The sequence below is a fragment of the Pseudomonas sp. F8002 genome, from assembly GCF_013385495.1.
Lineage (GTDB): Bacteria > Pseudomonadota > Gammaproteobacteria > Pseudomonadales > Pseudomonadaceae > Aquipseudomonas.
The window spans coordinates 99,446-125,983 of record NZ_JACAPW010000011.1 but is presented as its reverse complement, the minus strand read 5'-3'; the positions used below and the strand labels follow the sequence as shown (position 1 = coordinate 125,983).

Here is a 26,538-nt window from a genome sequence, read left to right as displayed (position 1 = left end):
GCCTGGGTGGGAGCGGGCTTGCTCGCGAAGACGGTCAGTCAGTCACCGGACAGGTCAACTGATCCAACGCATTCGCGAACAAGCCCGCTCCCACTCAAGCCGGCTCCCACATGGGTCCTGCAGTGTCCGGCGTTCCGCGTATCAGGACACCAGGCTGGCCTTGACCAGTTTCGCCTGCTCGTCGGCGTGGTACGAGGAACGTACCAGCGGGCCGGAAGCGACGTTCTTGAAGCCCATCTTGTAGCCTTCTTCGGCAAACCAGGCGAACACATCCGGGTGCACGAAGCGCTGTACCGGCAAGTGGCTGCGGGACGGCTGCAGGTACTGGCCGAGGGTCAGCATGTCGATGTCGTGTTCGCGCATGCGCTTCATGACTTCGATGACTTCTTCGTCGGTTTCGCCCAGGCCCAGCATCAGGCCGGATTTGGTCGGAATGTGCGGCATCATCTGCTTGAATTTCTGCAGCAGGGTCAGCGACCACTGGTAGTCCGAACCCGGACGCGCAGCCTTGTACAGGCGCGGTACGGTTTCCAGGTTGTGGTTGAACACGTCAGGCGGCTCGGCGGCGGTGATTTCCAGCGCCACGTCCATACGGCCACGGTAGTCCGGCACCAGGGTCTCAAGCATCACGTTCGGCGACAGCTTGCGGATCTCGCGGATGCAGTCGGCAAAGTGCTGGGCACCGCCGTCACGCAGGTCGTCGCGGTCTACCGAGGTAATCACGACATACTTGAGTTTCAGGTCGGCGATGGCGATGGCCAGGCTTTCCGGCTCGTTGACGTCCAGTGGCTTCGGCCGGCCGTGACCAACGTCGCAGAACGGGCAACGACGGGTGCAGATGTCACCCATGATCATGAAGGTCGCGGTGCCACCGGAGAAGCACTCGCCCAGGTTCGGGCAGGACGCTTCTTCGCACACGCTGTGCAGCTTGTGTTTGCGCAGCAGGGCCTTGATGCGGTCGACTTCCGGCGAAACCGGGATACGCACGCGAATCCAGTCAGGCTTTTTCGGCAGTTCGGTGGTCGGAATGATCTTCACCGGGATGCGTGCAACCTTCTCGGCGCCGCGCAGCTTGACGCCGGCTTCTACCTTGGCACGCGGGGCCGGACGCTCGGTAACATCCAGCGTCGGGATCATGGTTTGCACTGCATCAGTAGTCATAATCAGTCGATTCCGCCCGTTAGGGTCGTCTGCTCAGCATAGTCGAGGTGTTTGACGAGCTGCGCGCGCAGCCGGGCACTTACCTCGGCAAATTCTAGTGGTGTTGCGTGATCGCTCAACTGGGTCATCGCCAAACCGGCGTAGCCGCAGGGATTGATCCGTCGAAACGGCGCCAGGTCCATGTCCACATTCAAGGCCAGGCCATGAAAGGAACAACCGTGGCGAATCCGCAAGCCCAGGGAGGCGATTTTCGCGCCATCAACATAAACCCCCGGAGCATCCGGCTTGGCCGCCGCGGTCACACCGTAGCTGGCCAGCAGCTCGATCAGGCATGACTCCATGCGACTGACCAGCTCACGTACGCCAAAACCCAGCCTGCGCACGTCCAGCAACAGATAAGCCACCAATTGACCTGGGCCATGGTAAGTCACCTGCCCGCCGCGGTCGACCTGCACCACCGGGATTTCTCCCGGCAGCAGCAAATGCTCGGCCTTGCCGGCCTGCCCCTGGGTGAAAACCGGCGGGTGCTCCACCAGCCAGATTTCATCCGGGGCTTCAGTGCCGCGCTCGTTGGTGAACCGCTGCATGGCGTGCCACACCGGTTCGTAAGCCATTTGGCCGAGCTCGCGAAAGCCCAGGGTCTGTGACATCACAACACCATGTGCACGAAGCCGGTAGCCCGCAGTTCGCTGTTGATGTTGTAGAGCTGGTCCTGATCAGTCGCCACGATGTGCAACTGAATAGTGGTGTACTTGCCGTTGGTGCTTTGACGCTCATCCACACGGTCATGGTTGATCGTTGCGTGTTTCTTGACGATCTCGATGATCTTATCCTTGTTGCCCACGCCCGTATCGCTGATCACCTTGACGGGATAGTCCACGTTTGGGAATTCGATCTTTGGCGCCTTTACTTCGGTATCGGTCATGGCGTAACGGCCTCGTAAGCGTAAGCCGTGGCGACGGGCATAACCCCGCGCCGGATCAGCGCGGGGTCATGCAGGTGCACACTATCAGTTGAACAAGCTGTAGAAGAATAGACGGATGCTATCCCACACGCGTCGGAAGATACCACCTTCGTCGACGGCGTCCAGAGCGATCAGATCGGCGCTGTGCACCACCTTGTCGTCCAGCTTCACTTCGACTTTACCAATCACATCGCCCTTGGCGATCGGTGCGACCAGTTGCGGGTTCATGGTCATGCTGGCCACCAGCTTCTTGAGCTGGCCTTTAGGCATGGTCAGGGTCAGGTCTTCAGCCAGGCCAGCCTTGACTTGATGGGTCGCGCCTTTCCACACAGGGGCTTGAGCCAGCTCGGTGCCTTTCTGGTAGAAGGTCTGGGTTTCGAAGAAACGGAAGCCATAGGTCAGCAGCTTTTGCGTCTCGGCCGCACGGGCCTGCTCGCTGTTGGTACCGAATACCACGGCAATCAGGCGCTGGCCGTCACGGACAGCGGACGACACCATGCAGTAGCCGGCTTCTTCGGTGTGGCCGGTTTTCAGGCCATCGACAGTCTTGTCACGCCACAGCAACAGGTTGCGGTTAGGCTGCTTGATGTTGTTCCAGAAGAACTCTTTCTGGGAGTAGATCGCGTAGTGCACCGGGTCGACACGAATGATCGCGCGAGCCAGGATCGCCATGTCGTGAGCCGACGAGTAGTGCTCAGGGTTCGGCAGGCCGGTCGGGTTCATGAAGTGGCTGTTGGTCATGCCCAGGTCGGCCACGGTTTTGTTCATCATGTCGGCGAACGCATCTTCGCTGCCGGCGATGTGCTCGGACAGGGCTACGCTGGCGTCGTTACCCGACTGGATGATGATGCCGTGCAGCAGGTCGCTGACGGTCACTTGCGATCCGACCTTGATGAACATCCGCGAACCGCCGGTGCGCCAGGCGTTTTCGCTGACGGTCACCGGATCGTTTTCGCCGATCTGGCCGCGACGGATTTCCAGGGTCGCGATGTAGGCGGTCATCAGCTTGGTCAGGCTGGCTGGGGGCAGGCGCTGGTCACCGTTGTTCTCCACCAGCACGTTGCCGCTGGCGGCGTCCATCAGGACCCAGGCCTTGGCAGCCAGTTGCGGGGAAGCTGGCACCATTTCAACCGCCCAGGCGGCCGGGGTGATGATCAGCGAAAGAAGCAGGCACGTGCGTTTGGCTAAGGTGGTGATGTTCATCCGTCTCTCGAAATTGCTTATGGAAACTTGCCCTCGCGGGCAAAACTATTCAGACAGCCCGTCGCCAGACTGTCGCGTGTTCGGTTGCATGCCCACCCCTTGCCCCTGGGTTTTTATTGTTCAACGAGCCAACAACCAGGGCTCAAACCCGCATGCGAGCCTGAGCCATCAATCCTTTGTACTGCTTACTCGGCGGTGACCACGCTGGGTTGCCCCAGGTTGGCCAGGCGCACGCTGTTCTGCACTTGCGCAACTTCACTCGGCGAGCCGATCGGCCCCATGCGCACACGGTGCAGGGTCTGCTGGTTACGCACAATAGAGCTGATAAAGACTGGCGCGCTGACCATCCCGCTGAGCTTGGACCTTAGCAGCTCTGCCGCGTCCGGGTTGGCGAAAGCGCCGACTTGCAGGTACTGGCCGCCCACGGTAGAGGCTCCCGGCGCTGCATGCGGAATGACCACCGTGTCCGGGGCGTGCTGCGCCGGCGGCGGGGTCCACTGTTCGATCTTGCCGGCCGAGGCCGTGACTTGCGGTTGCGGGGTTTGCGGTTCGTTGAGCATCAACGGCGCCGGCTTGCCACGCTGGGCCCAGTACTGGGCCGGGTCGATACCTTCGACCTTCACCCGGGCGGTGCCGATTTCGGCATACCCGAGTTTCTTGGCGGCGGCGTAGGACAAGTCGATGATCCGGTCCGAATAGAACGGCCCACGGTCATTGACCCGCAGGATTACCGAGCGGTTGTTGTCCAGGTTGGTCACGCGTACATAGCTGGGCAGCGGCAGGGTCTTGTGCGCCGCGCTCATGCCGTACAGGTCATAGACTTCGCCGTTGGCGGTGTTCTGGCCGTGGAACTTGGTCCCGTACCAGGACGCCGTACCTGATTGCACGTAGGTCTTGGAGTCTTGCAGCGGGAAGTAGTTTTTGCCCAGCACGGTATAGGGGTTGGCCTTGTAAGGGCCGGTGTGCAGGGTCGGCGTGGCATCCGGGATCTTCGAAACATCCACATCCCACCACGGCGCGCCGTCTTTGTGGGCGCGGTTGATATCCAGCCCCGGCTGGGAGCGGATCGCCGTGCCAGCGGTTTTTTGCACCGGTGCACGACTGGTGGAACAACTGACCACCAATAACGACAATGCGGCGTACGCCAACAGCTTCAGGGGTTTGTACATCGGTGATACCGGCATTACTTGACGCCCCGTGCTTGGACCAGCATGTCTGACAGTTGATGCACGGCCATGGCGTACATCACACTGCGGTTATAACGCGTGATTGCGTAGAAATTCTTCAGGCCCATCCAGTATTCGGGGCCATTTTCGCCTTCGAGGCGGAACGCCGTCACCGGCATATCATCGCGTGGCGCATTCTGACTCGACCAGCCCAGCGCCCGCAACTCCCCGACCGTCTTGACCGGCTCGATACCCTGGGTCAGGCCTTCATCGGCGCGGTCACCGGTCACATCGGCGCGAATCACCACCGGCTCGCCGGCTACCCAGCCGTGACGCTTGAAGTAGCTGGCAACGCTGCCAATGGCGTCATCGGGGTTGCTCCAGATATTGATATGGCCGTCGCCGTCAAAATCCACGGCGTAGGCGCGAAAGCTGCTCGGCATGAACTGCGGCAAGCCCATGGCACCGGCGTAGGAGCCCTTGAGGGTCAACGGGTCGACCTGCTCTTCACGGGCCAACAACAGGAACTCGCGCAGTTCCTTGCGGAAGAATTCGGCGCGTGGCGGGTAGTCAAAGCCCAGGGTCGACAAGGCGTCGATCACCCGGTAGCTGCCGGTGTTACGGCCGTAGAAGGTTTCGATGCCGATGATTGCCACGATCACCTGGGCCGGTACGCCGTACTCCTGCTCGGCGCGGGCCAGCACCGCTTCGTGCTGGCGCCAGAAGTCCACGCCCCGCGCCACGCGGGCGTCGGTCAGGAACATCGGGCGATATTCCTTCCACTGCTTCACGCGCTCGGCGGGCCGGGAGATGGCGTCGAGGATCGCCTGCTTGCGCTGGGCCTCGCGGAACACGCCCATCAGCTGTTCACCGGCGAAACCATAGTCACGGGTCATCTCACCGACAAACTCGGCGACCTGGGGCGAACCGTCGTAGTCGCCGGCCTGCGCTTCCTGCACAGCGGCTCCCAGCAGGCCCAACAGGCCCATCCAGGACACGTGCCGGGCAGCCCAGCCGCGCATTACTTGCATTGACATCTTCACCTTATTCAAACCTGTGCGATCCACTTACGATGGGTATGGATCGACATCAAAACCCCAAACGCTGACAGCAATGTCACCAGCGAAGTTCCGCCGTAGCTAATGAACGGCAACGGCACCCCAACCACCGGCAACAGGCCACTGACCATACCGATGTTGACGAAAACGTAAACAAAAAACGTCATGGTGAGGCTGCCGGCGAGCAATTTGCCAAACAGGGTTTGCGCCTGGGCAGTAATCACCAGGCCGCGCCCGATCAGCAGCAAGTAAATCAGCAACAGTGCGCAGATGCCCACCAGGCCGAACTCCTCGCCCATCACCGCGATAATGAAGTCGGTGTGGCTTTCCGGCAAAAAGTCCAGGTGCGACTGGGTGCCCAGCAGCCAGCCCTTGCCGAATACGCCGCCGGAACCGATGGCCGCCTTGGACTGGATGATGTTCCAGCCGGTGCCCAGCGGATCGCTCTCCGGGTCGAGGAACGTGAGGATTCGCTGCTTCTGGTAGTCGTGCATGAAGAAGAACCACATGGCCACGGCCACCGGCACGGCCGCGGCCAGCACGCTGAGGATCCAGCGCCAGCGCAGCCCCCCCATGAACAGCACGAACGCGCCGCCCGCCAGGATCAGCAGCGAAGTGCCGAGGTCGGGCTGGCGCACGATCAGGATAAACGGCACCCCGATCAATATCAGGCTGATGCCCACGTGCTTGAGCTGCGGCGGTAATGTGCGTTTTGACAGGTACCAGGCGATGGTCGCCGGCATCAAAATCTTCATGAATTCCGACGGCTGGAAGCGAATCACCCCCGGGATGTTGATCCAGCGCGTCGCGCCCATGGCGTTGTGGCCCATGACATCCACCACCACCAGCAGCAACACCCCGGCGACATACCCCAGCGGCACCCAGCGCGCCATGAAACGCGGCTCCAGCTGGGCGATCACCACCATCGACAACAGACCCAGGCCAAACGACGACGCCTGTTTGATCAGCAAGTCCCAGTTCTTGCCACTGGCCGAATACAACACGAACAGGCTGCCGGCGGCCAGGGTCAGCAGCAGGATCAGCAACGGGCCATCAATGTGCATGCGCTGCAGCAAAGTGGCGCGGCGGCGCATCACATCCTCGCTGGAGAGGATGCGGTCAAAATTACTCTTCAAGGGCCGTAGCCTCCACACTGGATGGGGTGCCGCCATATTCGGGCTTGAGCTTGCCGTCTTCGGTCAACAGCCAGGCATCCATGATCTGACGCACCACGGGCGCTGCTACGCCGGAACCGGATTCACCGTTCTCGACCATCACCGCCACGACGATCTTCGGGTTGTCGGCCGGGGCAAAGCCGACGAACAAGGCGTGGTCACGGTGGCGTTCCTGAACCTTGGAGCGGTCGTATTTCTCGCCCTGCTTGATCGCGACCACCTGAGCCGTACCGCTCTTGCCGGCAATCCGGTATTGCGCGCCGGCTGCCGCTTTACGCGCGGTACCCCGGGCGCCGTGCATCACTTGCTGCATGCCGTGGTTGACCTTGGTCCAGTCGGACGGGTCGCGCAGCACAATGTCGGGAATCGGGTTTTCGTCCACCGGGCGTTCACCCTCGATGGTCTTGGCCAGGTGCGGACGGTTCCACACCCCCTTGTTGGCCACCAGCGCGGTGGCCTGGGCCAGTTGCAGCGGCGTGGCCTGCATGTAGCCCTGGCCGATCCCCAGGATCAGGGTTTCGCCCGGGAACCACGCCTGGCGCCGGGTCGCACGCTTCCACTCGCGGGACGGCATCAGGCCCGGGGACTCTTCGAACATGTCCAGGGAGACCTTCTGACCAAGGCCGAACTTGCCCATGTAGGCCGACAGCCGATCAATCCCCAGCTTGTGGGCCAGGTCATAGAAGTAGGTGTCGTTGGAACGCATGATCGCCGTATCCAGGTCCACATAGCCGTCGCCGGTGCGGTTCCAGTTACGGTATTTGTGATCGTAGTTGGGCAGCATGTAGTAGCCGGGGTCGAACACCCGGCTCGATGCCGTGACCACGCCCGAGTCCAGGCCGGCAATCGCTACCGCCGGCTTGATGGTCGAGCCTGGCGGATACAGGCCGCGCAATACTCGGTTGAACAGCGGCCGGTCGATGGAATCACGCAGCTCGGCATAGGCCTTGAAGCTGATCCCGGTGACAAACAGGTTCGGGTCAAAACTTGGCTGGCTGACCATCGCCAGCACTTCGCCAGTGCTCGGATCCAGTGCCACCACGGCACCCCGACGCCCGCCCAGGGCCATCTCCGCCGCTTCCTGCAACTTGATGTCCAGGCTCAGCACGATGTCCTTGCCGGGCACCGGGTCGGTACGCTTGAGCACCCGCAGCACGCGGCCACGGGCGTTGGTCTCGACTTCCTCGTAACCCACCTGGCCGTGCAGTTCCGGCTCGTAGAAACGCTCGATGCCGGTCTTGCCGATATGGTGGGTGCCGCTGTAGTTGACCGGGTCGAGGGTCTTGAGCTCTTTCTCGTTGATCCGGCCCATGTAGCCGACCGAATGCGCAAAGTGCGCCCCTTGCGGGTAGTGCCGCACCAACTGCGCCACCACTTCCACACCCGGCAGACGGAACTGGTTCACCGCGATCCGGGCGATCTGCTCTTCGGTCAGCTCGAACAGGATCGGCACCGGCTCAAACGGCCGGCGCCCCTGCTTCATGCGCTTTTCGAAAATCACCCGGTCTTCCGGCGTCAGTTGCAGCACCTCGACGATCACATCGAGGATCTGCTGCCAGTCCCCGGAGCGTTCGCGAGTCATGCTCAGGCTGAAGCTGGGCCGGTTATCCGCTACCACCACGCCATTGCGGTCGAAAATCAGCCCACGGGTCGGCGGAATCGGCTGCACGTGCACCCGGTTGTTTTCCGACAATGTGGAGTGATAGTCGTACTGGATCACCTGCAGGAAATACAGGCGCGCAATCAGCACCCCCAGCAATGCCACCACCAAAATCGCGCCAAACACCACCCGCGCGCGTACAAGACGTGCGTCTTTCTCGTGGTCCTTGATGCGGATCGGCTGGGTCATCAGGCAGGGCGCAGATTATTTGTGGTAAGGGTGCCCGGACAGAACTGTCCAGGCGCGATACAGCTGTTCACCGATCAGAATTCTTACCAGCGGGTGCGGCAGTGTCAGGGGCGACAGCGACCAGCGCTGGTCCGCCCGCGCGCACACTTCCGGCGCCAGCCCCTCGGGGCCGCCGACCATGAAGTTGACCGTGCGCGAATCCAGGCGCCAGCGATCCAGTTCCACCGCCAACTGCTCGGTGCTCCAGGGCTTGCCGTGCACTTCGAGGGTCACGATCCGCTCGTTGGGCCCGACCTTGGCCAGCATGGCTTCGCCTTCCTGACGGATAAAGCGAGCCACGTCGGCGTTCTTGCCCCGGGTATTGAGCGGTATTTCCACCAGTTCCAGCGCCAATTCGGATGGCAGGCGCTTGGCATATTCATGCCAGCCTTCTTCCACCCACTTGGGCATGCGTGAACCGACAGCGATCAGACGCAGGCGCACAGCCGTTCCTTATTCCTGGTCTTTGTTGAGCTTGTCGAAGTGCGCGTGGCCGACTTCAGGGCTGTGGTGCTTGCCATCGGCGGCACGGCTCTGCTCGGCGCCTTTCCACAGACGCTCCAGGTCGTAGAACTGACGGGCGTTGCTGGTCATCATGTGAACGATCACGTCGTCCATGTCCAGCAGTACCCAGTCGCTGTCGCCCTTGCCTTCTTCACCCAATGGCTTGACGCCCTGGGCTTTGACCGCTTCGCGAACCTTGTCCAGCATCGCGCCGATCTGACGGTTGGAAGTACCGGTGGCGATGATCATGAAGTCGGTGATGCTCTGCTTGTCGCGCACGTCCAGGACCTGGATGTCCTGGGCCTTCACGTCTTCCAGGGCAGCCACGGCAACCTTCACCAGCTCTTCGCCGGCCAGCTCAGGGCCGGTGTGGGCTTCTACTGGCAGAGGAGCGCTCTTGAACGTGCCTTTGCGCTTAACTTTGCTTACGTCTTTGTTCGTCATATAAAACTCGTTTTGCTCGTATGTTCGGGCGCTCGCTGCACGACTGTTCGTGCGTTCAAGCGCGCCTTTTCAGTTCGACGCACGGTAAAGCCCGTGCGCATCGATGTAGGCCAGGACCGCGTCAGGCACCAGGAAACGTACCGACTTCCCGCTGGCCAGCAGTTGACGGATCTGGGTGGCAGACACCGCAAGCGGGGTTTGCCAGACGAATGCAATATTCCCGCTCGGCCCGGTCAGGGCCAAAGGGTCACTTACCGACCGCGCCGCCAGCAGGTTGCGCAAGGCATCCGGCGATTCTGCGTCGGCATCCGGGCGTTGCAGCACCAGGATGTGGCAATGCTGGAGCAACTCTTCCCAGCGGTGCCAAGTGGGCAGGCCGCAAAACGCGTCCCAGCCCAAAAGTAGAAATAACTGGTCATCCGCGGCCAACTCGGCCCGCATCAGTTCCAGGGTGTCGACAGTGTAGGACGGTTTGTCGCGCTTGAGTTCGCGGTCGTCCACCACCAGCGGTGCAATGCCGGCCACAGCAAGGCGGACCATCTCCAGGCGCTGCTGCGCAGACACCTGCGGCGTATCGCGATGCGGCGGCCGGGCATTCGGTGCCAGGCGCAGTTCATCCAGCCCGAGGGCGTCCGCGACTTCCAGTGCACTGCGCAAATGGCCGATGTGCACGGGGTCGAAGGTGCCGCCGAGCAGCCCGATGCGTTTACCCATCAAGTGCGCACATGCCCGTCACCGAACACCACGTACTTCTCGCTGGTCAGCCCTTCCAGGCCAACCGGGCCGCGTGCGTGGAGCTTGTCGGTGGAGATACCGATCTCCGCCCCCAGGCCGTACTCGAAGCCGTCGGCAAAGCGCGTCGAGGCGTTGACCATCACCGAAGCGGAATCCACTTCGTTGAGGAAACGCCGGGCATCGCTGAAATGCTCGGTGACAATGGCGTCGGTGTGCTTGGAGCCGTATTGATTGATGTGTTCGATGGCCTGATCCAGGTCGTCGACGATGCGGATCGACAGGATCGGCGCCGTGTATTCGGTGTACCAGTCCTGCTCGGTGGCCTCGATCACGTCGCTGCCGAGGATCGCCCGGGTACGCTCGCAACCACGCAGTTCAACGCCCTTGTCGCGGTAGATGGCAGCCAGCGGCGGCAGCACGCGATCGGCAATGCCGACGTGCACCAGCAGGGTTTCCATAGTGTTGCACGGGGCGTAGCGGTGAGTCTTGGCGTTGTCGGCGATGCGGATCGCCTTGTCGAGGTCAGCGGCGATGTCGATGAACACGTGGCAGACGCCATCCAGGTGCTTGATAACGGGCACCTTGGCATCACGGCTCACGCGTTCGATCAGGCTCTTGCCACCCCGTGGCACGATCACGTCGACGAACTCAGGCATGGTGATCAGTGCGCCTACGGCGGCGCGGTCGGTAGTCTCGACCACTTGCACCACTTCGGCGGGCAGCTCGGCCACGGCCAGGCCCTGCTGAATGCACGCGGCGATGGCACGGTTGGAATTGATGGCCTCGGAACCGCCCCGCAGGATGGTGGCGTTGCCCGACTTGAGGCACAGGCTCGCGGCGTCGATGGTCACGTTCGGGCGCGACTCATAGATGATGCCGATCACGCCCAGGGGCACGCGCATCTTGCCCACCTGGATACCCGATGGCAGGTAGCGCATGTCGCGGATTTCACCGATGGGGTCAGGCAGCTTGGCCACCTGACGCAAGCCTTCGATCATGTCGTCGATGCGCGCCGGCGTCAGCGCCAGGCGATCCAGCAATGCAGGCTCCAGGCCATTGGCGCGACCGTTGGCCAAATCCTGTTCATTGGCGGCGCTCAGCTCGGAGCGCGAAGCATCCAGAGCGTCGGCGGCCGCCAGCAAGGCGCGGTTCTTCTGCGCAGTGCTCGCACGGGCGATCAACCGCGAGGCCTGACGGGCAGCGCGACCCAGGCGGGTCATGTAGTCAAGAACGGACTCAGTCATGGTCTGGTGGGGTCTTGGCAAAGAGGAAAGCGGCAGATTATAGCTGTGACGCCGTCCTACGGACAGCGGTGAGGGGCGGATGGTCGAAATGAACTGTAAAAACCCGACGTTCAGCGGGAATTAAGGCTGGAGTTGTTATCATCCTGTCACATTTAGCCGTATTACCTTTGATCGCCATGTCCAGTTTCTCGCCGCTGATCCCCGCCAACGCCCTGCCCGACGGCTTTTTCGACCGTGACGCGCAACTGCTCGCGCGCGAATTGCTCGGAAAAGTCATTCGCCATCGTGTTGGTGATTTGTGGCTGTCGGCACGAATTATCGAAACCGAAGCGTATTACCTCGCCGAAAAAGGCAGCCACGCGTCCTTGGGCTACACAGAAAAGCGTAAGGCTTTGTTTCTGGATGGCGGGCACATCTATATGTACTACGCCCGTGGCGGTGATTCGCTGAACTTCAGCGCCCACGGTCCGGGCAATGCGGTGCTGATCAAATCAGCCTATCCGTGGGTCGACGAAGTCTCCGGCCCGGCCAGCCTGGCGCAGATGCTGCTGAATAACCCGGACGCCAGCGGCAGGCCACGGCCCTCGCAAAAGCTGTGCGCCGGCCAGACCCTGCTGTGCAAGGCGCTGGGTTTGAAGGTGCCGATGTGGGACGCCAAGCGCTTTGACCAGGAACTGCTCTACGTGGAAGACGTAGGGCTGGCGCCAGCGCAGATCATCCAGACCACCCGCCTGGGCATTCCCGGTGGGCGCGATGAACACCTGATGTACCGCTTCGTCGATGCCGGTTATGCGCCGTATTGCACACGGAACCCGCTGCGCCGGGGCCAGGTCGAAGGCCGCGACTATTTTTTGATTTGAAAACATACATAAACCTGTAGGAGCCCGGCGTGCCGGCGATAGCGGACCCAAGGACGCCATCGCCGGCAAGCCGAGCTCCCACAAGGACGATCTACAAAAGGGAGTTGATTGTATGGGCCCATGGCTCGATAGCATTACCGGCTGGCTGACCCTGAACCCGCAATGGCTGGCCGTGGCGGTGTTTATCGTGGCGTGCGTGGAGTGCCTGGCCATTGCCGGCCTGATCGTACCTGGCACGGTATTGCTGTTTGCCATCGCCGCCCTGGCCGGCAGCGGCGCACTGTCACTGGGAGAAACCCTGTTGCTGGGCTTCCTCGGCGGCGTGCTGGGCGATGTTGTTTCCTACTTCCTCGGTCGCCATTTCCACCAGAACATCCGGCGCCTTCCCGGCCTGCGGCATCACCCGGAATGGATGAGCGGCGCCGAGGCTTACTTCCAGAAGTACGGCATCGCCAGCCTGTTGGTAGGCCGCTTCATTGGCCCGCTGCGGCCGATGTTGCCGATGGTTGCGGGCATGTGCGACATGCCCTTCCCGCGTTTTGCCGCCGTGAGCCTGCTGGCCGGTGCAGGCTGGTCGGTGGCGTATCTGTTGCCGGGCTGGGCCACCGGCGCGGCCTTCCGCTTGCCATTGCCCGAAGGCTTCTGGCCAGAGGCCGGGATTGTCGCCGCCTGTCTCGCAGTGTTGATCGGCGTAAGCCTCAACAGCAGCCTGCGCGGCCATCGGCGCGCCACCCTATGGATTGGCTGCATCGGCGGCACACTGTTGATCGCGTTGTTTATCGGCTATCCCTACCTCAACGACTTTGACCAGGGCTTGATGGCACTGGTGCAGGAACACCGCGGCCCGGCGATCGACCGGGCGATGGTGATGGTGACCCAGCTCGGCGAGTTCAAGAAGATGTTTGTCGCCAGCGCGGTGCTGACCGGCCTGCTAGTGGTGGCTCGGCAATGGCGCCAGGCAATCTTTGTCGGCGCCACCCTGCTGGGCGCAGCGCTGATCAATACCGGGACCAAGCTGTTTTTTGCGCGGATGCGCCCCGAAGTGCTGACCGACCCGCTCACCAGCTTCAGCATGCCCAGCGGCCATGCGTCCGGTTCGTTTGCATTCTTCCTGGCCTTGGCAGTGCTTGCCGGTCGCGGTCAACCGACACGACTGCGCCTGACCTGGCTGGTGCTTGGCTGCATTCCCGCCGCCACCATCGCGATTTCCCGGGTGTACCTGGGCGCACACTGGCCGACGGACATCCTGGCCGGCACCCTGCTGGCAATGACGGTGTGCGCCTTCAGCCTGGCGTTAAGCCAGCACCGCAGCCTGTTGCCAGCGATGCCGCCGAAAGTCTGGTGGCTGATCCTGCCGGTGTGTGGCGCAGTGCTCGGGTTCATTGCGTTTACCGGCACTTCCCACGCGCTGCTGAGGTACGCCTACTAGGCAGGCCCCAGCCAATCCAGGGGTGCAGCGCGGCGTTCGACGCTTCGCTCGCGCCGCTCCAGAAGCATTTCGTCAGCCATCTCCGCGGCGCGTTCGGCGATGTACTCCGCGCCGCGACCGTCGTTCATATGAAGAATTTGCGTGGTGACGGCCATAAAAAACGCATCCCACACGACTTGCTCCGATTGCGAAAGCCGAATCATCCTTTCCCCCTGATCATCGTTACGTGACTGCCAACTATTTCAGGCAACGGGATCAGGACAACCACGGAAAATCTGAAGACCGGGAAGGACAAGTCCGAGTGACACTCGCGGGTCAGGTGAACAGCTCGCCCTGCAACTCATCCAGCAGCAACTGGATCGCGTCCAGGCGCTGTTGCGGGTCATCGAGTTGCAACAGGTCGATCTTGTCAGCCTCGGTAAAGGGCAGCAGATAGGCCAACTGATTGCCCAGGGCTTGCTGTCCATCGGCGTGGGTGCCCATATCCAGGGACGCCACCATCGGATGCTCGGCCAGGGCATGAAGCAACGCCAGCAAGTCAGCGTCTTCCTCTTCCAGCGGTTGCTCGGGATGCTCGTGCAGCCATTGCACCTCGGCCACCAGTAACTGGTCCTTCTGCACACCGGCATCACGCACGCGGAAACGCCGGCCACCCTCGACCCGAATCCCCAGCAGGCCATTGTCCTGCTGCTTGAAGTCGCGGATCAGCGCCTCGCAGCCAATCAACGCATAGCCATCCGGCGCCAGCCCCACTTCCTTGCCGTCGAGGATGCACACCACGCCAAAGCTTTCGCCCTTTTTCATGCAGCGGCTGATCATGTCCAGGTAACGCGCCTCGAACAGCTGCAGGTCGAGGGTGCACCCGGGAAACAGCACGGTATTGAGCGGGAAAAGCGCCAGACTCATAAAGGTTTCCTTAAACCCGACTTAAATAACCAGCGACACGGCCAACGGCAGGAACACCGCCGTGGCCACGCCCATCAGACTCATGGCCAGCGCCGCAAAGGCCCCGGTCTCTTCGCTTTCCTGCAAGGCCACCGACGTACCTACGGCGTGAGCGGTCATGCCCAGCGCCATACCGCGCGCTTCGGGGCTGTGCACGCCCAGCCGTGACAGATACGCCGGACCGATCATCGCGCCGATCACCCCGGTGATCAGCACGAACACCGCCGCCAGTGCCGCCACGCCGCCGATCTGCTCGGCCACCAGCATCGCAATCGGTGAGGTCACGGACTTGGGTGCCATGGTCATCAGCATCATGTGTTCGGCGCCAAACCACCAGCCCAACAGCACGCACAGGCCGGTGGCCAATACGCCTCCCACCACCAGCGTAGTAAAAATCGGCCAGAACAATTGGCGAATTCGTCGCAGATTCAGGTAAAGCGGCACCGCCAGGGCTACCGTCGCCGGGCCCAGCAGGATGCTCATGATCTCGGTACTCTTGCGGTACTCGACGTACGTCAGGCCACAGCCGAGCAACACGCCGATCACCAACAGCATCGACACCAGCACCGGTTGCAGGAAAATCCAGCGGGTTTTCTCGAAACCGGCCAGCACCAGTTGATAGGCGCCGAGGGTGATGCCGATGCCGAACAACGGGTGATGAATCACGGCGGCCCAGGCGCCCTGCCAGTCCAGTGTCATTGGCCGTCCTCCCGCTGCGCCTGGCGCTTGACCAGTTTCTGCATCAGCACGCCGACAAAGCCCATGGCGATCACCAGCGACAACACCAGCGCGCCGACGATGGCCCAGAAGTCGGCGGCGATGTCCTTGGCATACACCATCACGCCGACCGCAGGCGGCACCAGCAGCAATGGCAAATAACGCAGCAGGCTGCTGGCTGCCAGGTTCAGGGGCTCACCGACTTCGCCGCGCCATACCAGGAAGGCCAGCATCAGCAGCAGGCCAATAATCGGCCCCGGCAACACCGGGACAAACAAATGATTGATCGCCGTGCCGAGCAATTGAAACAGCACCAGCCATGTCAAACCGCGTAACAGCATCCGTTCTTCCCCCCAAAAGCGTGTCGGCATTATAAGCACGCTGCCTCTATGGAGCGGCATTCGCCAAAAGCATGGTGGGTTGACCGGGCCAAGTGCCCGTGATGATCTACATTGGTTCTCTGGACCTGTCCAAAACTACAAAAACGATGAAGCCAACCGAGCAAAGAAGGAGAGTCGCAATGCCCTCAGTACCCGTAGCGCAACTCAAAGAATATGTCGGCAAGGAACTGGGACGTTCTGCATGGCTCACCATCGACCAGGAACGTATCAACCTGTTCGCGGAAGCCACCGGCGATTTTCAGTTCATCCACGTCGACCCGGTGAAAGCCGCCCAGACCCCGTTTGGCGGCACCATCGCCCACGGTTTCCTGTCGCTGTCGCTGATACCCAAGCTGATCGAAGACATCCTGATCATGCCCGAAGGCCTGAAGATGGCGGTCAACTATGGCCTGGACAGCGTGCGCTTCATCCAACCCGTGAAGGTCGACTCCAGGGTGCGCCTGGCCGTGACCCTGACCGACGCCACCGAGAAAAAACCTGGGCAATGGTTGCTTAAAGCCACCTGCACCTTGGAAATCGATGGCCAGGAAAAACCGGCCTACATTGCAGAATCGTTGTCACTCTGCTTCGTCTGAAACCTGGCTGTGGTGAGCGCGTCCGCTCACCACAATTCATGTAAATTTATGTATAGATCTCGCAGCTGCGGCATACTCGGCGCTCAATTATCCGGATCCCGCTATGCGCCCACTCGCTCCCCTTGCTCTTGTCCTGTTGCTCACCGCGTGCGGCGACGGCGAATCGCTGTTGCCGCCCGATGCGCGGCTGCCCGATGGCGGTCGTTACCGTGGCGATGTGGTCAATGGCTTGCTGCAAGGCCAGGGCCGGGTGGATTACCCCAATGGCAGTTGGTACGCCGGCCAGTTCGATAAAGGCCAGTGGCACGGCCAGGGCGAATGGCATGGCAGCAACGGCGAGGTCTATAAAGGCCAGTTCCAGCAGGGCCTGTTCGACGGCCAGGGCAGCCTGACCACGGCGGCCAACAGCTACGTCGGCGGGTTCAAGCAAGGCAAACGTAACGGCGAAGGCACCCTCAAAGAAGGGCAGATGACCTATCGCGGCGAATTCAAGGACGACCAGTATTCCGGCCTCGGCCGCCTCGAGCTGGCCGACGGCAGCCAGTACCAGGGCCAGTTCGCCCACGGCAAGCCCAACGGCGAAGGCCAGCGCAACGACGACAGCGGCAACCAGTTCAGCGGCCGCTTCGTCGATGGCCAGCTGGAGGGCAACGGCACCTTCAACAGCGCCGACGGCGACATGTACATCGGCCATTTCAAACAAAACCAGCTCAACGGCAAGGGCCGCTACGAAAACGCCGACGGCGACGTATGGATCGGCGAATTCAAGGAAGGCGCCCTCAGCGGCAAGGGCGAACTGATCGGCGTCGATGGCAGCCACTACGTCGGCCAGTTCGTCGACTGGCGCTTCACAGGCACAGGCCGCCTGAACCTCACCGACGGCAGCTTCTATATTGGCGGCTTCGACAGCGACAGCTATCAAGGTCGTGGCACTTTGGTGCTCACCGACGGCACCGTGCAGGCCGGCACCTGGGTCAACGGCATGCGCGTGCGCGACGCCGAGGGCAAATTGTTGCCTGACCCGCTGGAAATCGGCCTGTTTGCCCAGGGCCACTTGCTGGATGCCGCCCTCGCCGCCGTGCCCGCGTCCAAATCGGGGGTGGAGCTGTACACCCTGGTGGTGGCCGGCGACGGCAAACAAAGCGTGTTCCTGCGCGAAGCCGACTACGTCAGCAACATGCTCGCCACACGCTTCGGCGCCTACGGCCAGATCCGCCTGGTGAACCATCGCGACCATATTGCCGACCGCCCGATGGCCACTCGCGAAAGCCTGCGCCGCGCAGTCCAGACCCTGGCCGAACGCAGTGGCCCGCAAGACCTGGTGTTTATCTACCTGACCAGCCACGGCACTCACGAGCACGAACTGGTGCTCGACCAGCCGCGCATGGAGCTGGCCGACCTGCCGGCCGATGAGCTGGCCGCCGTGCTGGCACCGCTGAAGAACCGCGACAAGATCATCGTGATTTCGGCCTGCTACTCCGGCGGGTTCATCCCGGCCCTGAAGGACGAACACACCCTGATCATGACCGCCTCGCGCGCCGATCGTGTGTCGTTCGGCTGCTCCGAAGAGGCCGACTTCACCTACTTCGGCGACGCCCTCTTCGCCCAGGCCTTCAACCAGACCGACGACTTGCAGCAAGCCTTCAAGCTGGCACAGACCCACGTCGCCGAACGCGAACAGGCGGACAACTTCGAAGCCTCCGAACCGCAGATCTGGGCCCCCAAAGGCGTAATCGCCCATTGGCAATTATTACGCAAACAGCAGGCACGAAAGGCGCTCGAAAGCGTCTCAATGAATAGCAAGGAAGCCAAGAGCAACTAAGCTGAATCTGTATCAAGGGGGAAACATCATGTACCTGACGCCTCAGCATATCTTGCTCGCCGGAGCCTCCGGCCTGACCGGGGAGCACCTGCTGGACCGCCTGCTCAACGAGCCGACCGTGACCCGCGTGCTGGCACCCAGCCGCAAGCCTCTGGCCGAGCATCCACACCTGGAAAACCCGGTGGGCGACCCGGCAGTATTCCTGCCGCAACTGAGCGGCCAGGTGGACATCGCCTTCTGCTGCCTGGGCACCACCATCAAGCAGGCCGGCTCCGAAGAAGCGTTCCGCGCCGTCGACCTGGACATGGTCGTGGCCTTTGCCAAGCGCGCCCGGGAAATGGGGGCGCGGCACCTGATCGTGATCAGCGCAATCGGCGCCGACCCGAAATCGTCGATCTTCTACAACCGCGTCAAGGGCGAGATGGAACAGGCGTTGAAAGCCCAGGATTGGCCGCAGTTGACCATCGTCCGACCGTCGCTGTTGTTGGGTGAGCGATTGGAACCGCGGCTGGCCGAGCAACTGGCCGGGCCATTGTCGCGGCTGATTCCGGGCAAGTACCACGGCATTGAAGTGTGCGAACTGGCGCGGGCGATGTGGCGACTGGCGCTGGAAGAGCAGGATGGGGTGCGGGTTATAGAGTCGGACGAGTTGCGCAAGCTCGGCAAATAACACGTATTCCAGGCCGAACACAATCAAAATGTGGGAGCGGGCTTGCTCGCGAATGCGGTGGATCAGTCAATGATACAGTGACTGATCCACCGCATTCGCGAGCAAGCCCGCTCCCACATTGGATTTCTGTTAATACTGGGATTAAGTACTACAGCCCGCCCGTCGCGTTAAACCCAACCCCCAGCACCGTCAGCACCGACAGCGGCAACAGCAGCGTGTCGAGCAAGGCACTGGCCGGCAGGTCGACATGGGGATAGCTCGGCGCCTCGGCTCCAAAACGGTCCATCGCGCAGCACCCGCCCTGAATCGCATACATGTCCAGCCGCGTGCCGGCATACACCACCGGCGCGCCGGGCTGGGCTGCGTCCAGGGTTCGCGCAGTCGCACACCCGGTCAGTTGCAGCGCCAGCAGCACCATCAATAGTTTATTCATCACTGCTCAAATGGTGCTCGCCCCAGCGCGGCAGCATGTCCTGGGGAATGTTCAGCAGGTTGAGAATCCGCGCCACCACAAAGTCCACCAGGTCATCGATGGTCTGCGGCTGGTGATAGAAGCCCGGCGACGCCGGCAAGATAGTCACGCCCATGTTCGACAGCTTGAGCATGTGCTCCAGATGGATGCTCGAATACGGCGCTTCGCGCGGCACCAGAATCAACTGGCGACGCTCCTTCAAGGTCACGTCCGCCGCGCGCTCGATCAGATTGTTGCAGGCGCCCGTGGCAATCGCCGACAGGGTCCCGGTGGAACACGGCACCACCACCATCGCGGCCGGCGCACCGGAGCCCGACGCCACCGGTGACATCCAGTCTTCCTTGCCATAGACCTTGATCTGCCCCGCCGCCGCACCGGTGTACTCGGTGAGGAAGGCCTGCATCATCTGCACTTTGGGCGGCAACGCCACATCGGTCTCGGTGGCCAGCACCAGTTGCGCGGCCTTGGAGATCAGGAAGTGCACCTCGCGGTCTTCGCGCACCAGGCAGTCCAGCAGCCGCAAGCCATAGGGCGCGCCGGACGCGCCGGTCATCGCCAGGGTGACGCGTTCCGGGCCGCTCACTTCAGGGCCTCGGCGAGTTTGCCATGCAGGCCGCCAAAGCCGCCGTTGCTCATGATCACCACGTGAGTGCCGGGCCTGGCCTGGTGTTTCACGTGCTCGATGATGCCTTCCAGTGAGTCGCGGCAAATCGACGGCACCGTGCACAACGCGGCGATGGCAGGCAGGTCCCAACCGAGGTTGGCCGGCGCGTACCACACAACCTGGTCGGCATCGTTGACGCTTTCCGGCAAACCATCACGGTGGGCGCCCAGCTTCATGGAGTTGGAGCGCGGCTCGATAATCGCGATCACCTGGGCATCACCCACACGCTTGCGCAAGCCATCCAGGGTGGTGGCGATGGCCGTCGGGTGGTGGGCAAAGTCGTCATAGATGGTAATCCCATTCACTTCGGCGACCTTTTCCATCCGGCGCTTGACGCTTTTGAACGCGCTCAAGGCCGCAATGCCCATGGACGGCACCACGCCGACATGCCGCGCAGCCGCCAGGGTGACCAAGGCATTGGCGACGTTGTGCTGGCCGGTCATGTCCCAATCGACGATGCCTTGGGCGACGCCTTCGAACAGTACTTCAAATTTGGAGCCATCTTCGCTCAGCAGTTTGACCTGCCATTGGCCGCCAGCACCGGTGGTTTGTACCGGGGTCCAGCAGCCCATCTCGATAACTCGCTGCAGGGCAGGTTCGGTGGTGGGGTGAATCACCAGGCCTTCGCTGGGAATGGTGCGCACCAAGTGGTGGAACTGCCGCTCGATGGCCGCCAGATCAGGGAAGATGTCCGCGTGATCGAACTCCAGGTTGTTCAGGATCGCCGTACGCGGGCGGTAGTGAACGAACTTGGAGCGTTTGTCGAAGAACGCACTGTCGTATTCATCGGCTTCGATGACAAAAAACGGGGTGTCGCCGAGGCGCGCCGACACCGAGAAATTCTGCGGCACGCCACCAATCAGGAAGCCCGGGCTCATGCCCGCATGCTCCAGCACCCAGGCCAGCATGCTGCTGGTGGTGGTCTTGCCATGGGTACCGGCAACGGCGAGTACCCAACGGCCTTGCAGCACATGGTCGGCCAGCCATTGCGGGCCAGACACGTACGGCAAACCTTTATTCAGTACGTACTCGACCGCCGGGTTACCGCGGCTCATGGCATTGCCGATCACCACTAGGTCCGGGAGCGGGTCGAACTGCGCCGGGTCGTAGCCTTGGGTCAGCTCAATACCCTGGGCCTGCAGTTGCGTGCTCATGGGTGGGTAAACGTTGGCATCGGAGCCAGTAACATGATGGCCCAGTTCTTTGGCGAGCACCGCCATCGAGCCCATGAACGTGCCGCAAATACCGAGAATATGAATGTGCATAGTCGACCTCGTAAAACATCGAGGCAGGTTAGCGCAGGGAAGGGAAAATCGCACTCTTTAGCTGTAGCACGCAGGCCTTGCGGGTAGCCGCCATTGTTTCTCAGCGCGTAGGGGAATATTAGATAAGTCCGGTGCCACAGGATGCATGCATGGCATCGGACCCATCGCCAGTTTGACTGAGCATCATCCATGACTCGAAAGTTTACGCGGGGTAATGTCACACGACTTTTGTTTCTGCTGACTCCGCCGGTAATTCCAGCGTTTTCATGTGCAACAACTTCCCAATAAACTTGATTATTGCTTCGAATTTTTTATCAATAACATCCAGACGGCCTTTATCATCGGTGCCGTCTGCGGTAGTGGCAATGTAAGGCCGGAATACCATGGAGTTTTCGTCCGCCATTTTTTTAAGCTGTTCCTCCGCAGCTTTATACAAGTCCTCAAGCGTTTTCAGGCGTTTGCTTGGCGTATCCGACGAGGTGTCGCTCATCTGAAGTGCCGGAGCACTTGTTCCTTCACGCATTGCCACCATAGTGTTGGCAATGACGTCGATGCGCAACTCGGCCAGGCTCAAACGCGCGGTCGTGGTACCCGCGTCGGAGTCCTGCCCGGCATCGACCGATGTTGTCCCGTCGGTTTTCGCGGCAGGCACCTGCGTGCTTGGGGCCGGCTGGTGAGCCGGAGGGAGCATCGGCGTGTTGTTTGTAAACTGCGCCTTGATTTTCTCCCCAGACCAAACCGAGCCTGCGTAGGTGCCAATACTGAAGGGAGCACTGACCAGACCGGTTACACCCGCACTGATAAAGGCGTCGCGAGTTACCGTCGCCGGGCCGGACTGAGTCTTGAACACCCCGGCTTTGAACAGGCGATCAGCAACCATCAGGTTTTGAGTCACCTGTTCCATGCTTTTCGGCTCTGCGCTGACCTGAGGCTTGAACGGCCGGTTGGCAGGCGTTTGGTTCATCAATTTTTGTTGTGTCAGCGTTTGAAAGGTATTGGTTTTCTCCGATTTGGGTTGGGTTGGTCTTTTTTCCGTGCCCGGATTTTTTCCTAAGGTAGGTTTGTTTTGGGGGCCTTTGGGCGCATGGGGGCTGCCCTGGCTACCGGTACGTATTACCGGAGGATGTGCACCACCATTGCGCGTGACCGGCCCTGTATTCACTGGAGGTATATTTACCGTGGTGGGCCGAGATCTAGTAATATTCATGGTTATTATCTCACTTGTTGTTACTATTTACGCATAAGCGCTACTATCGAGTTATCGGAACCGCCGACAACCACCAAATTAGTAACTAAACAGACAATTAACGTTCCAGAAGACCGGCACCGACACGCGCAAATATATGACAAAATTTTAATACTGTGCACACCAATTATTTAACGCACTGTCGCCCACAACACAGCTTGATCATTCACAGCCGGAGCAAGTAACGCCATCATTACACCTGGCGCGCTATTCCATACTTACGTAACTTTCTATAAAGCGTATTTCTGCTGACTCCAAGCACCGTCGCCACGTGCGTCATATGCCAGCGTTGCTGCACCAATGTTGCCAGCAATGCCTGGCGCTCGGCAGCATCCAGCAATGAGTTTGCCGGTTCACTCATCGCCACCGGCACGGTTTGCACGGCACGAATCTGTGCAGGCAGGTCATCAAGCCTCACCCGCCCGTCCTCACACAGTGCGGCGAGCGTGCGCAACACCGTGCGCAACTGCCGCACGTTGCCCGGCCACGCGAACGCCAACAGGGCCTGGCGGGCCTCGCCGTCAAGCTGCACCGCCTGATCTCCCGCTTCTTCTGCCAGCAGGAAGTCCAGCAGTTGCAACTTGTCACTGCGCTCGCGCAACGGCGGCAAGGCCACTTCCAGGCCATTGAGCCGGTAATACAGGTCTTCACGAAAACTACCGTCCTGCACCCGATCAAGCAGATTACGGTGGGTAGCGCTGATAATTCTGACATCCACCGCTTGCGGTTCACCGCCGATGGGCACCACCAAGCGGTCTTCAAGCACCCTTAATAGCCGGGTTTGCAAAGCCAGCGGCATATCGCCGATTTCATCCAGAAACAACGTGCCACCGTCCGCCTGCTGCAGCTTGCCGCGCATGCCCTCCTTGCGGGCGCCGGTAAAACTGCCGCCGCGATAACCGAACAGCTCGCTTTCGATGAGGCTCTCCGGGATCGCGGCGCAGTTGAGGGCCACAAAGGCTTTATCTGCGCGCAGGCTGGCATGGTGTACGGCCTTGGCAAACGCCTCTTTGCCAGACCCGGTTTCACCCTGGATCAGCAAAGGCACATCACGCTCGAACACCCGCAAGGCTCTGCGGAAATCGTTTTGCAGCGCCGCGTCTCCAAGGCAAATGCCCGGCAATCGCGGCCGCTCCGGCAAGGCGTGGGCCACCGGCACCGGTACGCTGCGTGGCTGGCCGCGCAACACCGCGAACAAGCCACGGCCATCGCGGGTACGCAGGGGCCAACTGGCGCTGGCGTTCGCGCTGGCACGCCCGAGCAACTCATCGAGCGAAGAATCGAAAAACGCCTCGACCGGCTGCCCCAACAACCCGCCACGGATTTGCCCGAGCAGGTTCAACGCACTCTGGTTAACCGCGCAAATGCGCCCTTCACCATCAAATGCCAGCAACCCTTCACTGAACAGGCCCATAGATTCGGCCTGCAAATGAAAGCGCAGCAACCATTGGTTCTCGAAGTGCCGCAGGAAGTAACAGCTCTCGATCATCTTCGCCGAAAGATTGACCAGCGCCATGGTGTGGAACTGGCTCTGACGCGACACCGCCTCCCGGGCCGAAGACACATCCAGCACCGCCAGCAGTTCGCCATGAGGGTCGAACACCGGGCTGGCCGAGCAGGTCAGGCCGGTATGTCGGCCGCGAAAGTGTTCATCGCGATGAATCGTCAGGGACTGGCGCTCCACCAGGCAGGTGCCGATGCCGTTGGTGCCTTCGCAGGCCTCGCTCCAATCGGCACCCAGCCACAGCCCGGCACCCTCGAAGATCTTGCGCTCGCTGGGGGCGGTGACGCAGTTGAGGATCACCCCGCGGGCGTCGGTCAGCAGCACCGCATGGCCGGCGCCGGAGAGCTGTTGATGCAGGCTGTTCATTTCATTGCCGGCGATGCTCAGCACTTGTTGCAGGCGTTCGCGGCTTTCCAGCAGGCGGCCATGTTCGAGCACCGTGGGCGCGATGGTCAATGCGGGGTCGAGGTGATAGTCCTCAAGACAACGCAGCCAGGAGCGGGCGATGGACGGATCGCTGCCGGGGCCATGCAGCAGGTCCTGCCCACGGGTGACCGTCAGGACTTGTTGGGCATGGCGACTGAAATGATCGTTTTGCATGTTCTTATTATTCTCCCTGCGTGAAGTACACCGCGCGCGAGTGCCCAGCATCCTCCAGCCTCCCGACCATTGCAATCCCGAGCAGACCCACCGGTCACAGGCTGTACCGCTTATGGCACAAACTGTCACCCAGGCTGTACCAAGCTTGCCACAGCAACGGTTTGCAACAACCTCTAAACCCTTGATTTACAGGCTCTACGAGGCACTGGCCCGACCTTTGCTCTACGCTTTAACAAGCACAACCGTGCGTCCTCCAATAAACACAAAAAGCCAGGAGATACCCACCATGCGTTACGCACACCCCGGTACTGAAGGCGCGATCGTTTCGTTCAAGGCCAAGTACGGCAACTACATCGGCGGTGAGTTTGTCGCGCCGGTCGATGGCAACTATTTCACCAACACCTCGCCGGTCAACGGCAAGCCCATCGCCGAATTCCCGCGCTCCACTGCCAAGGATATCGACAAGGCCCTGGACGCCGCCCACGCCGCCGCTGACGCCTGGGGCAAGACCTCGGCCCAGGACCGCTCGCTGGTACTGCTGAAAATCGCCGACCGCATCGAACAGAACCTCGAACTGCTAGCCATCACCGAAACCTGGGACAACGGCAAGGCCGTGCGCGAAACCCTGAACGCCGACATCCCGCTGGCCGCGGATCACTTCCGCTACTTCGCCGGCTGCATCCGAGCCCAGGAAGGCAGCAGCGCCGAGATCAACGAACACACCGCCGCTTACCACTTCCACGAACCGCTGGGCGTGGTCGGCCAGATCATCCCGTGGAACTTCCCGCTGCTGATGGCCGCCTGGAAACTCGCGCCGGCCCTCGCTGCCGGTAACTGCGTGGTGCTTAAACCCGCCGAGCAAACCCCGCTGGGCATCAACGTGCTGATGGAACTGATCGGCGACCTGCTGCCGCCGGGCGTACTCAACGTGGTGCACGGCTACGGCAAAGAAGCCGGCGAAGCCCTGGCCACCAGCAAGCGCATCGCCAAGATCGCCTTTACCGGGTCCACGCCTGTTGGCTCGCACATCATGCATGCGGCCGCCGAGAACATCATTCCGTCTACCGTTGAACTGGGCGGCAAGTCGCCGAACATCTTCTTCGCCGACATCATGAAAGCCGAACCGCAATTCATCGAGAAGGCCGCCGAAGGTTTGGTGCTGGCGTTCTTCAACCAGGGCGAAGTGTGCACCTGCCCTTCCCGCGCACTGGTGGAAGAGTCGATCTACGACGACTTCATGAAAGTGGTGATGAAGAAGGTCGAGTCGATCAAACGTGGCGACCCGCTGGACACCGACACCATGGTCGGCGCCCAGGCGTCCGAGCAGCAGTTCGACAAGATTTTGTCCTACCTCGAAATCGCCAAAGGCGAAGGCGCCGAGTTGCTGACTGGTGGCAAGGTCGAGAAGCTGACCGGCGATCTGGCCACCGGCTATTACATCCAGCCGACCCTGCTCAAGGGCACCAACAAGATGCGGGTGTTCCAGGAAGAAATCTTTGGCCCGGTGGTGAGCATCACCACGTTCAAGGATGAAGCCGAAGCCCTGGCGATCGCCAACGACACCGAGTTCGGCCTGGGTGCCGGCCTGTGGACCCGCGACATCAACCGCGCGTACCGCATGGGCCGGGCGATCAAGGCCGGGCGTGTATGGACCAACTGCTATCACCTGTACCCGGCGCATGCCGCGTTCGGTGGTTACAAGAAGTCCGGTGTGGGCCGTGAGACCCACAAGATGATGCTTGATCACTATCAGCAGACCAAAAACCTGCTGGTGAGCTACGACATCAACCCGCTGGGCTTCTTCTAACTCACAACCCGCTCCCACA

Annotated in this window: 27 protein-coding genes; 6 read left to right on the top strand and 21 right to left on the bottom strand. The window is 61.3% G+C overall.

Annotated elements, in window-relative coordinates:
• Nucleotides 1-141: 141 nt before the first annotated feature.
• From lipA to HX811_RS10010, 12 genes are all read right to left on the bottom strand, one after another.
• Nucleotides 142-1,161: a lipoyl synthase gene (gene lipA, locus HX811_RS10065; RefSeq protein ID WP_003215441.1), complete on the bottom strand. Its 1,020-nt coding sequence runs from the start codon at nucleotides 1,159-1,161 to the stop codon at nucleotides 142-144.
• Between the two features lie 2 nt (nucleotides 1,162-1,163).
• Nucleotides 1,164-1,811 (bottom strand): lipoyl(octanoyl) transferase LipB, encoded by a 648-nt coding sequence (lipB, locus tag HX811_RS10060; protein ID WP_003215439.1) that lies wholly within the window; start codon nucleotides 1,809-1,811, stop codon nucleotides 1,164-1,166.
• On the bottom strand, nucleotides 1,811-2,086 hold the full coding sequence (locus tag HX811_RS10055) for a DUF493 domain-containing protein (protein WP_003215438.1): 276 nt from the start codon (nucleotides 2,084-2,086) through the stop codon (nucleotides 1,811-1,813). The genes lipB and HX811_RS10055 overlap by 1 nt, the downstream gene beginning before the upstream one ends.
• A gap of 84 nt (nucleotides 2,087-2,170) precedes the next feature.
• On the bottom strand, nucleotides 2,171-3,328 hold the full coding sequence (locus HX811_RS10050) for a D-alanyl-D-alanine carboxypeptidase family protein (RefSeq protein ID WP_003215437.1): 1,158 nt from the start codon (nucleotides 3,326-3,328) through the stop codon (nucleotides 2,171-2,173).
• Between the two features lie 185 nt (nucleotides 3,329-3,513).
• The gene (locus HX811_RS10045) at nucleotides 3,514-4,512 is read right to left on the bottom strand and encodes a septal ring lytic transglycosylase RlpA family protein (RefSeq protein ID WP_003215436.1); all 999 of its coding nucleotides are present in this window, start codon (nucleotides 4,510-4,512) and stop codon (nucleotides 3,514-3,516) included.
• The gene (gene mltB / locus HX811_RS10040; protein ID WP_063026905.1) at nucleotides 4,512-5,525 is read right to left on the bottom strand and encodes a lytic murein transglycosylase B; all 1,014 of its coding nucleotides are present in this window, start codon (nucleotides 5,523-5,525) and stop codon (nucleotides 4,512-4,514) included. The genes HX811_RS10045 and mltB overlap by 1 nt, the downstream gene beginning before the upstream one ends.
• A gap of 17 nt (nucleotides 5,526-5,542) precedes the next feature.
• Nucleotides 5,543-6,646, bottom strand: coding sequence for a rod shape-determining protein RodA (rodA, locus tag HX811_RS10035; protein WP_050442794.1), 1,104 nt, complete (start codon nucleotides 6,644-6,646; stop codon nucleotides 5,543-5,545).
• A gap of 31 nt (nucleotides 6,647-6,677) precedes the next feature.
• Nucleotides 6,678-8,576 carry a penicillin-binding protein 2 gene (gene mrdA / locus HX811_RS10030; RefSeq protein WP_003215433.1) on the bottom strand — a complete coding sequence of 633 codons (1,899 nt, stop codon included), beginning with the start codon at nucleotides 8,574-8,576 and terminating at the stop codon, nucleotides 6,678-6,680.
• 15 nt (nucleotides 8,577-8,591) lie between these two features.
• Entirely contained in the window at nucleotides 8,592-9,059 is a 468-nt protein-coding gene (gene rlmH, locus HX811_RS10025) for a 23S rRNA (pseudouridine(1915)-N(3))-methyltransferase RlmH (protein WP_003185785.1), read from the bottom strand.
• Nucleotides 9,060-9,068: 9 nt separating this feature from the next.
• Entirely contained in the window at nucleotides 9,069-9,563 is a 495-nt protein-coding gene (rsfS, locus tag HX811_RS10020; protein ID WP_003215432.1) for a ribosome silencing factor, read from the bottom strand.
• Nucleotides 9,564-9,632: 69 nt separating this feature from the next.
• The gene (nadD, locus tag HX811_RS10015; RefSeq protein ID WP_003215431.1) at nucleotides 9,633-10,277 is read right to left on the bottom strand and encodes a nicotinate-nucleotide adenylyltransferase; all 645 of its coding nucleotides are present in this window, start codon (nucleotides 10,275-10,277) and stop codon (nucleotides 9,633-9,635) included.
• On the bottom strand, nucleotides 10,277-11,542 hold the full coding sequence (locus HX811_RS10010; RefSeq protein ID WP_003215430.1) for a glutamate-5-semialdehyde dehydrogenase: 1,266 nt from the start codon (nucleotides 11,540-11,542) through the stop codon (nucleotides 10,277-10,279). Before HX811_RS10010 ends, nadD begins: the two co-directional genes overlap by 1 nt.
• Nucleotides 11,543-11,718: 176 nt before the next feature.
• Here HX811_RS10010 and HX811_RS10005 point away from each other — a divergent pair, with 176 nt between their 5' ends.
• On the top strand, nucleotides 11,719-12,402 hold the full coding sequence (locus HX811_RS10005; protein ID WP_102369965.1) for a DNA-3-methyladenine glycosylase: 684 nt from the start codon (nucleotides 11,719-11,721) through the stop codon (nucleotides 12,400-12,402).
• Nucleotides 12,403-12,514: 112 nt separating this feature from the next.
• The gene (locus tag HX811_RS10000; RefSeq protein ID WP_177045744.1) at nucleotides 12,515-13,831 is read left to right on the top strand and encodes a bifunctional DedA family/phosphatase PAP2 family protein; all 1,317 of its coding nucleotides are present in this window, start codon (nucleotides 12,515-12,517) and stop codon (nucleotides 13,829-13,831) included.
• Here the strand turns inward: HX811_RS10000 and HX811_RS09995 are convergent.
• The 4 genes from HX811_RS09995 to HX811_RS09980 all read right to left on the bottom strand — a co-directional run bounded on the left by HX811_RS09995 (nucleotide 13,828) and on the right by HX811_RS09980 (nucleotide 15,834).
• A complete protein-coding gene (locus HX811_RS09995) occupies nucleotides 13,828-14,034 on the bottom strand; it encodes a hypothetical protein (RefSeq protein ID WP_003215427.1) in 207 nt (68 codons plus the stop codon). The genes HX811_RS10000 and HX811_RS09995 overlap by 4 nt on opposite strands.
• Before the next feature lie 112 nt (nucleotides 14,035-14,146).
• The gene (locus tag HX811_RS09990; RefSeq protein WP_003215426.1) at nucleotides 14,147-14,737 is read right to left on the bottom strand and encodes an LON peptidase substrate-binding domain-containing protein; all 591 of its coding nucleotides are present in this window, start codon (nucleotides 14,735-14,737) and stop codon (nucleotides 14,147-14,149) included.
• A 21-nt stretch (nucleotides 14,738-14,758) separates the two neighbouring features.
• Nucleotides 14,759-15,475 (bottom strand): LrgB family protein, encoded by a 717-nt coding sequence (locus HX811_RS09985; RefSeq protein WP_003215425.1) that lies wholly within the window; start codon nucleotides 15,473-15,475, stop codon nucleotides 14,759-14,761.
• Nucleotides 15,472-15,834 carry a CidA/LrgA family protein gene (locus HX811_RS09980; protein WP_008436537.1) on the bottom strand — a complete coding sequence of 121 codons (363 nt, stop codon included), beginning with the start codon at nucleotides 15,832-15,834 and terminating at the stop codon, nucleotides 15,472-15,474. Before HX811_RS09980 ends, HX811_RS09985 begins: the two co-directional genes overlap by 4 nt.
• Before the next feature lie 179 nt (nucleotides 15,835-16,013).
• Between HX811_RS09980 and HX811_RS09975 the strand changes: the two genes are divergently transcribed.
• From HX811_RS09975 to HX811_RS09965, 3 genes are all read left to right on the top strand, one after another.
• Nucleotides 16,014-16,469 (top strand): MaoC family dehydratase, encoded by a 456-nt coding sequence (locus tag HX811_RS09975; RefSeq protein WP_003215423.1) that lies wholly within the window; start codon nucleotides 16,014-16,016, stop codon nucleotides 16,467-16,469.
• Between the two features lie 103 nt (nucleotides 16,470-16,572).
• Nucleotides 16,573-18,291, top strand: coding sequence for a C13 family peptidase (locus tag HX811_RS09970; protein WP_177045742.1), 1,719 nt, complete (start codon nucleotides 16,573-16,575; stop codon nucleotides 18,289-18,291).
• A gap of 28 nt (nucleotides 18,292-18,319) precedes the next feature.
• Nucleotides 18,320-18,961, top strand: a complete 642-nt coding sequence (locus tag HX811_RS09965) for an oxidoreductase (protein ID WP_003215421.1) — start codon at nucleotides 18,320-18,322, stop codon at nucleotides 18,959-18,961.
• 148 nt (nucleotides 18,962-19,109) lie between these two features.
• Here HX811_RS09965 and HX811_RS09960 read toward each other — a convergent pair whose 3' ends face one another.
• The 5 genes from HX811_RS09960 to HX811_RS09940 all read right to left on the bottom strand — a co-directional run bounded on the left by HX811_RS09960 (nucleotide 19,110) and on the right by HX811_RS09940 (nucleotide 24,712).
• Nucleotides 19,110-19,394 carry a YceK/YidQ family lipoprotein gene (locus HX811_RS09960; RefSeq protein ID WP_023659172.1) on the bottom strand — a complete coding sequence of 95 codons (285 nt, stop codon included), beginning with the start codon at nucleotides 19,392-19,394 and terminating at the stop codon, nucleotides 19,110-19,112.
• Complete coding sequence (gene ubiX, locus HX811_RS09955; protein WP_003219402.1) at nucleotides 19,387-20,016, bottom strand: flavin prenyltransferase UbiX; 630 nt, start codon at nucleotides 20,014-20,016, stop codon at nucleotides 19,387-19,389. Before ubiX ends, HX811_RS09960 begins: the two co-directional genes overlap by 8 nt.
• On the bottom strand, nucleotides 20,013-21,362 hold the full coding sequence (gene mpl, locus HX811_RS09950) for a UDP-N-acetylmuramate:L-alanyl-gamma-D-glutamyl-meso-diaminopimelate ligase (protein WP_177045740.1): 1,350 nt from the start codon (nucleotides 21,360-21,362) through the stop codon (nucleotides 20,013-20,015). Before mpl ends, ubiX begins: the two co-directional genes overlap by 4 nt.
• A 217-nt stretch (nucleotides 21,363-21,579) precedes the next feature.
• A complete protein-coding gene (locus HX811_RS09945; RefSeq protein WP_256344406.1) occupies nucleotides 21,580-22,569 on the bottom strand; it encodes a hypothetical protein in 990 nt (329 codons plus the stop codon).
• Between the two features lie 232 nt (nucleotides 22,570-22,801).
• The gene (locus tag HX811_RS09940) at nucleotides 22,802-24,712 is read right to left on the bottom strand and encodes a sigma-54-dependent Fis family transcriptional regulator (protein ID WP_177045738.1); all 1,911 of its coding nucleotides are present in this window, start codon (nucleotides 24,710-24,712) and stop codon (nucleotides 22,802-22,804) included.
• Between the two features lie 286 nt (nucleotides 24,713-24,998).
• Between HX811_RS09940 and HX811_RS09935 the strand changes: the two genes are divergently transcribed.
• On the top strand, nucleotides 24,999-26,519 hold the full coding sequence (locus HX811_RS09935) for an aldehyde dehydrogenase family protein (protein WP_003219398.1): 1,521 nt from the start codon (nucleotides 24,999-25,001) through the stop codon (nucleotides 26,517-26,519).
• Nucleotides 26,520-26,538: the final 19 nt, after the last annotated feature.

What these genes read in the sequence shown, in the direction of transcription:
- mrdA (WP_003215433.1), bottom strand. Translation starts at nt 8,576, where the DNA reads ATGACCCAGCCGATCCGCATCAAGGACCACGAGAAAGACGCACGTCTT.
- HX811_RS09995 (WP_003215427.1), bottom strand. Translation starts at nt 14,034, where the DNA reads ATGATTCGGCTTTCGCAATCGGAGCAAGTCGTGTGGGATGCGTTTTTT.
- nadD (WP_003215431.1), bottom strand. Translation starts at nt 10,277, where the DNA reads ATGGGTAAACGCATCGGGCTGCTCGGCGGCACCTTCGACCCCGTGCAC.
- HX811_RS10055 (WP_003215438.1), bottom strand. Translation starts at nt 2,086, where the DNA reads ATGACCGATACCGAAGTAAAGGCGCCAAAGATCGAATTCCCAAACGTG.
- HX811_RS10045 (WP_003215436.1), bottom strand. Translation starts at nt 4,512, where the DNA reads ATGCCGGTATCACCGATGTACAAACCCCTGAAGCTGTTGGCGTACGCC.
- HX811_RS09960 (WP_023659172.1), bottom strand. Translation starts at nt 19,394, where the DNA reads ATGAATAAACTATTGATGGTGCTGCTGGCGCTGCAACTGACCGGGTGT.
- HX811_RS09980 (WP_008436537.1), bottom strand. Translation starts at nt 15,834, where the DNA reads ATGCTGTTACGCGGTTTGACATGGCTGGTGCTGTTTCAATTGCTCGGC.
- HX811_RS10005 (WP_102369965.1), top strand. Translation starts at nt 11,719, where the DNA reads ATGTCCAGTTTCTCGCCGCTGATCCCCGCCAACGCCCTGCCCGACGGC.
- HX811_RS10050 (WP_003215437.1), bottom strand. Translation starts at nt 3,328, where the DNA reads ATGAACATCACCACCTTAGCCAAACGCACGTGCCTGCTTCTTTCGCTG.
- HX811_RS09940 (WP_177045738.1), bottom strand. Translation starts at nt 24,712, where the DNA reads ATGCAAAACGATCATTTCAGTCGCCATGCCCAACAAGTCCTGACGGTC.
- mpl (WP_177045740.1), bottom strand. Translation starts at nt 21,362, where the DNA reads ATGCACATTCATATTCTCGGTATTTGCGGCACGTTCATGGGCTCGATG.
- HX811_RS09935 (WP_003219398.1), top strand. Translation starts at nt 24,999, where the DNA reads ATGCGTTACGCACACCCCGGTACTGAAGGCGCGATCGTTTCGTTCAAG.
- HX811_RS09970 (WP_177045742.1), top strand. Translation starts at nt 16,573, where the DNA reads ATGCGCCCACTCGCTCCCCTTGCTCTTGTCCTGTTGCTCACCGCGTGC.
- HX811_RS10000 (WP_177045744.1), top strand. Translation starts at nt 12,515, where the DNA reads ATGGGCCCATGGCTCGATAGCATTACCGGCTGGCTGACCCTGAACCCG.
- rodA (WP_050442794.1), bottom strand. Translation starts at nt 6,646, where the DNA reads ATGCGCCGCCGCGCCACTTTGCTGCAGCGCATGCACATTGATGGCCCG.
- HX811_RS09965 (WP_003215421.1), top strand. Translation starts at nt 18,320, where the DNA reads ATGTACCTGACGCCTCAGCATATCTTGCTCGCCGGAGCCTCCGGCCTG.
- lipB (WP_003215439.1), bottom strand. Translation starts at nt 1,811, where the DNA reads ATGTCACAGACCCTGGGCTTTCGCGAGCTCGGCCAAATGGCTTACGAA.
- HX811_RS09985 (WP_003215425.1), bottom strand. Translation starts at nt 15,475, where the DNA reads ATGACACTGGACTGGCAGGGCGCCTGGGCCGCCGTGATTCATCACCCG.
- rsfS (WP_003215432.1), bottom strand. Translation starts at nt 9,563, where the DNA reads ATGACGAACAAAGACGTAAGCAAAGTTAAGCGCAAAGGCACGTTCAAG.
- HX811_RS10010 (WP_003215430.1), bottom strand. Translation starts at nt 11,542, where the DNA reads ATGACTGAGTCCGTTCTTGACTACATGACCCGCCTGGGTCGCGCTGCC.
- mltB (WP_063026905.1), bottom strand. Translation starts at nt 5,525, where the DNA reads ATGCAAGTAATGCGCGGCTGGGCTGCCCGGCACGTGTCCTGGATGGGC.
- lipA (WP_003215441.1), bottom strand. Translation starts at nt 1,161, where the DNA reads ATGACTACTGATGCAGTGCAAACCATGATCCCGACGCTGGATGTTACC.
- HX811_RS09975 (WP_003215423.1), top strand. Translation starts at nt 16,014, where the DNA reads ATGCCCTCAGTACCCGTAGCGCAACTCAAAGAATATGTCGGCAAGGAA.
- HX811_RS09945 (WP_256344406.1), bottom strand. Translation starts at nt 22,569, where the DNA reads ATGAATATTACTAGATCTCGGCCCACCACGGTAAATATACCTCCAGTG.
- HX811_RS09990 (WP_003215426.1), bottom strand. Translation starts at nt 14,737, where the DNA reads ATGAGTCTGGCGCTTTTCCCGCTCAATACCGTGCTGTTTCCCGGGTGC.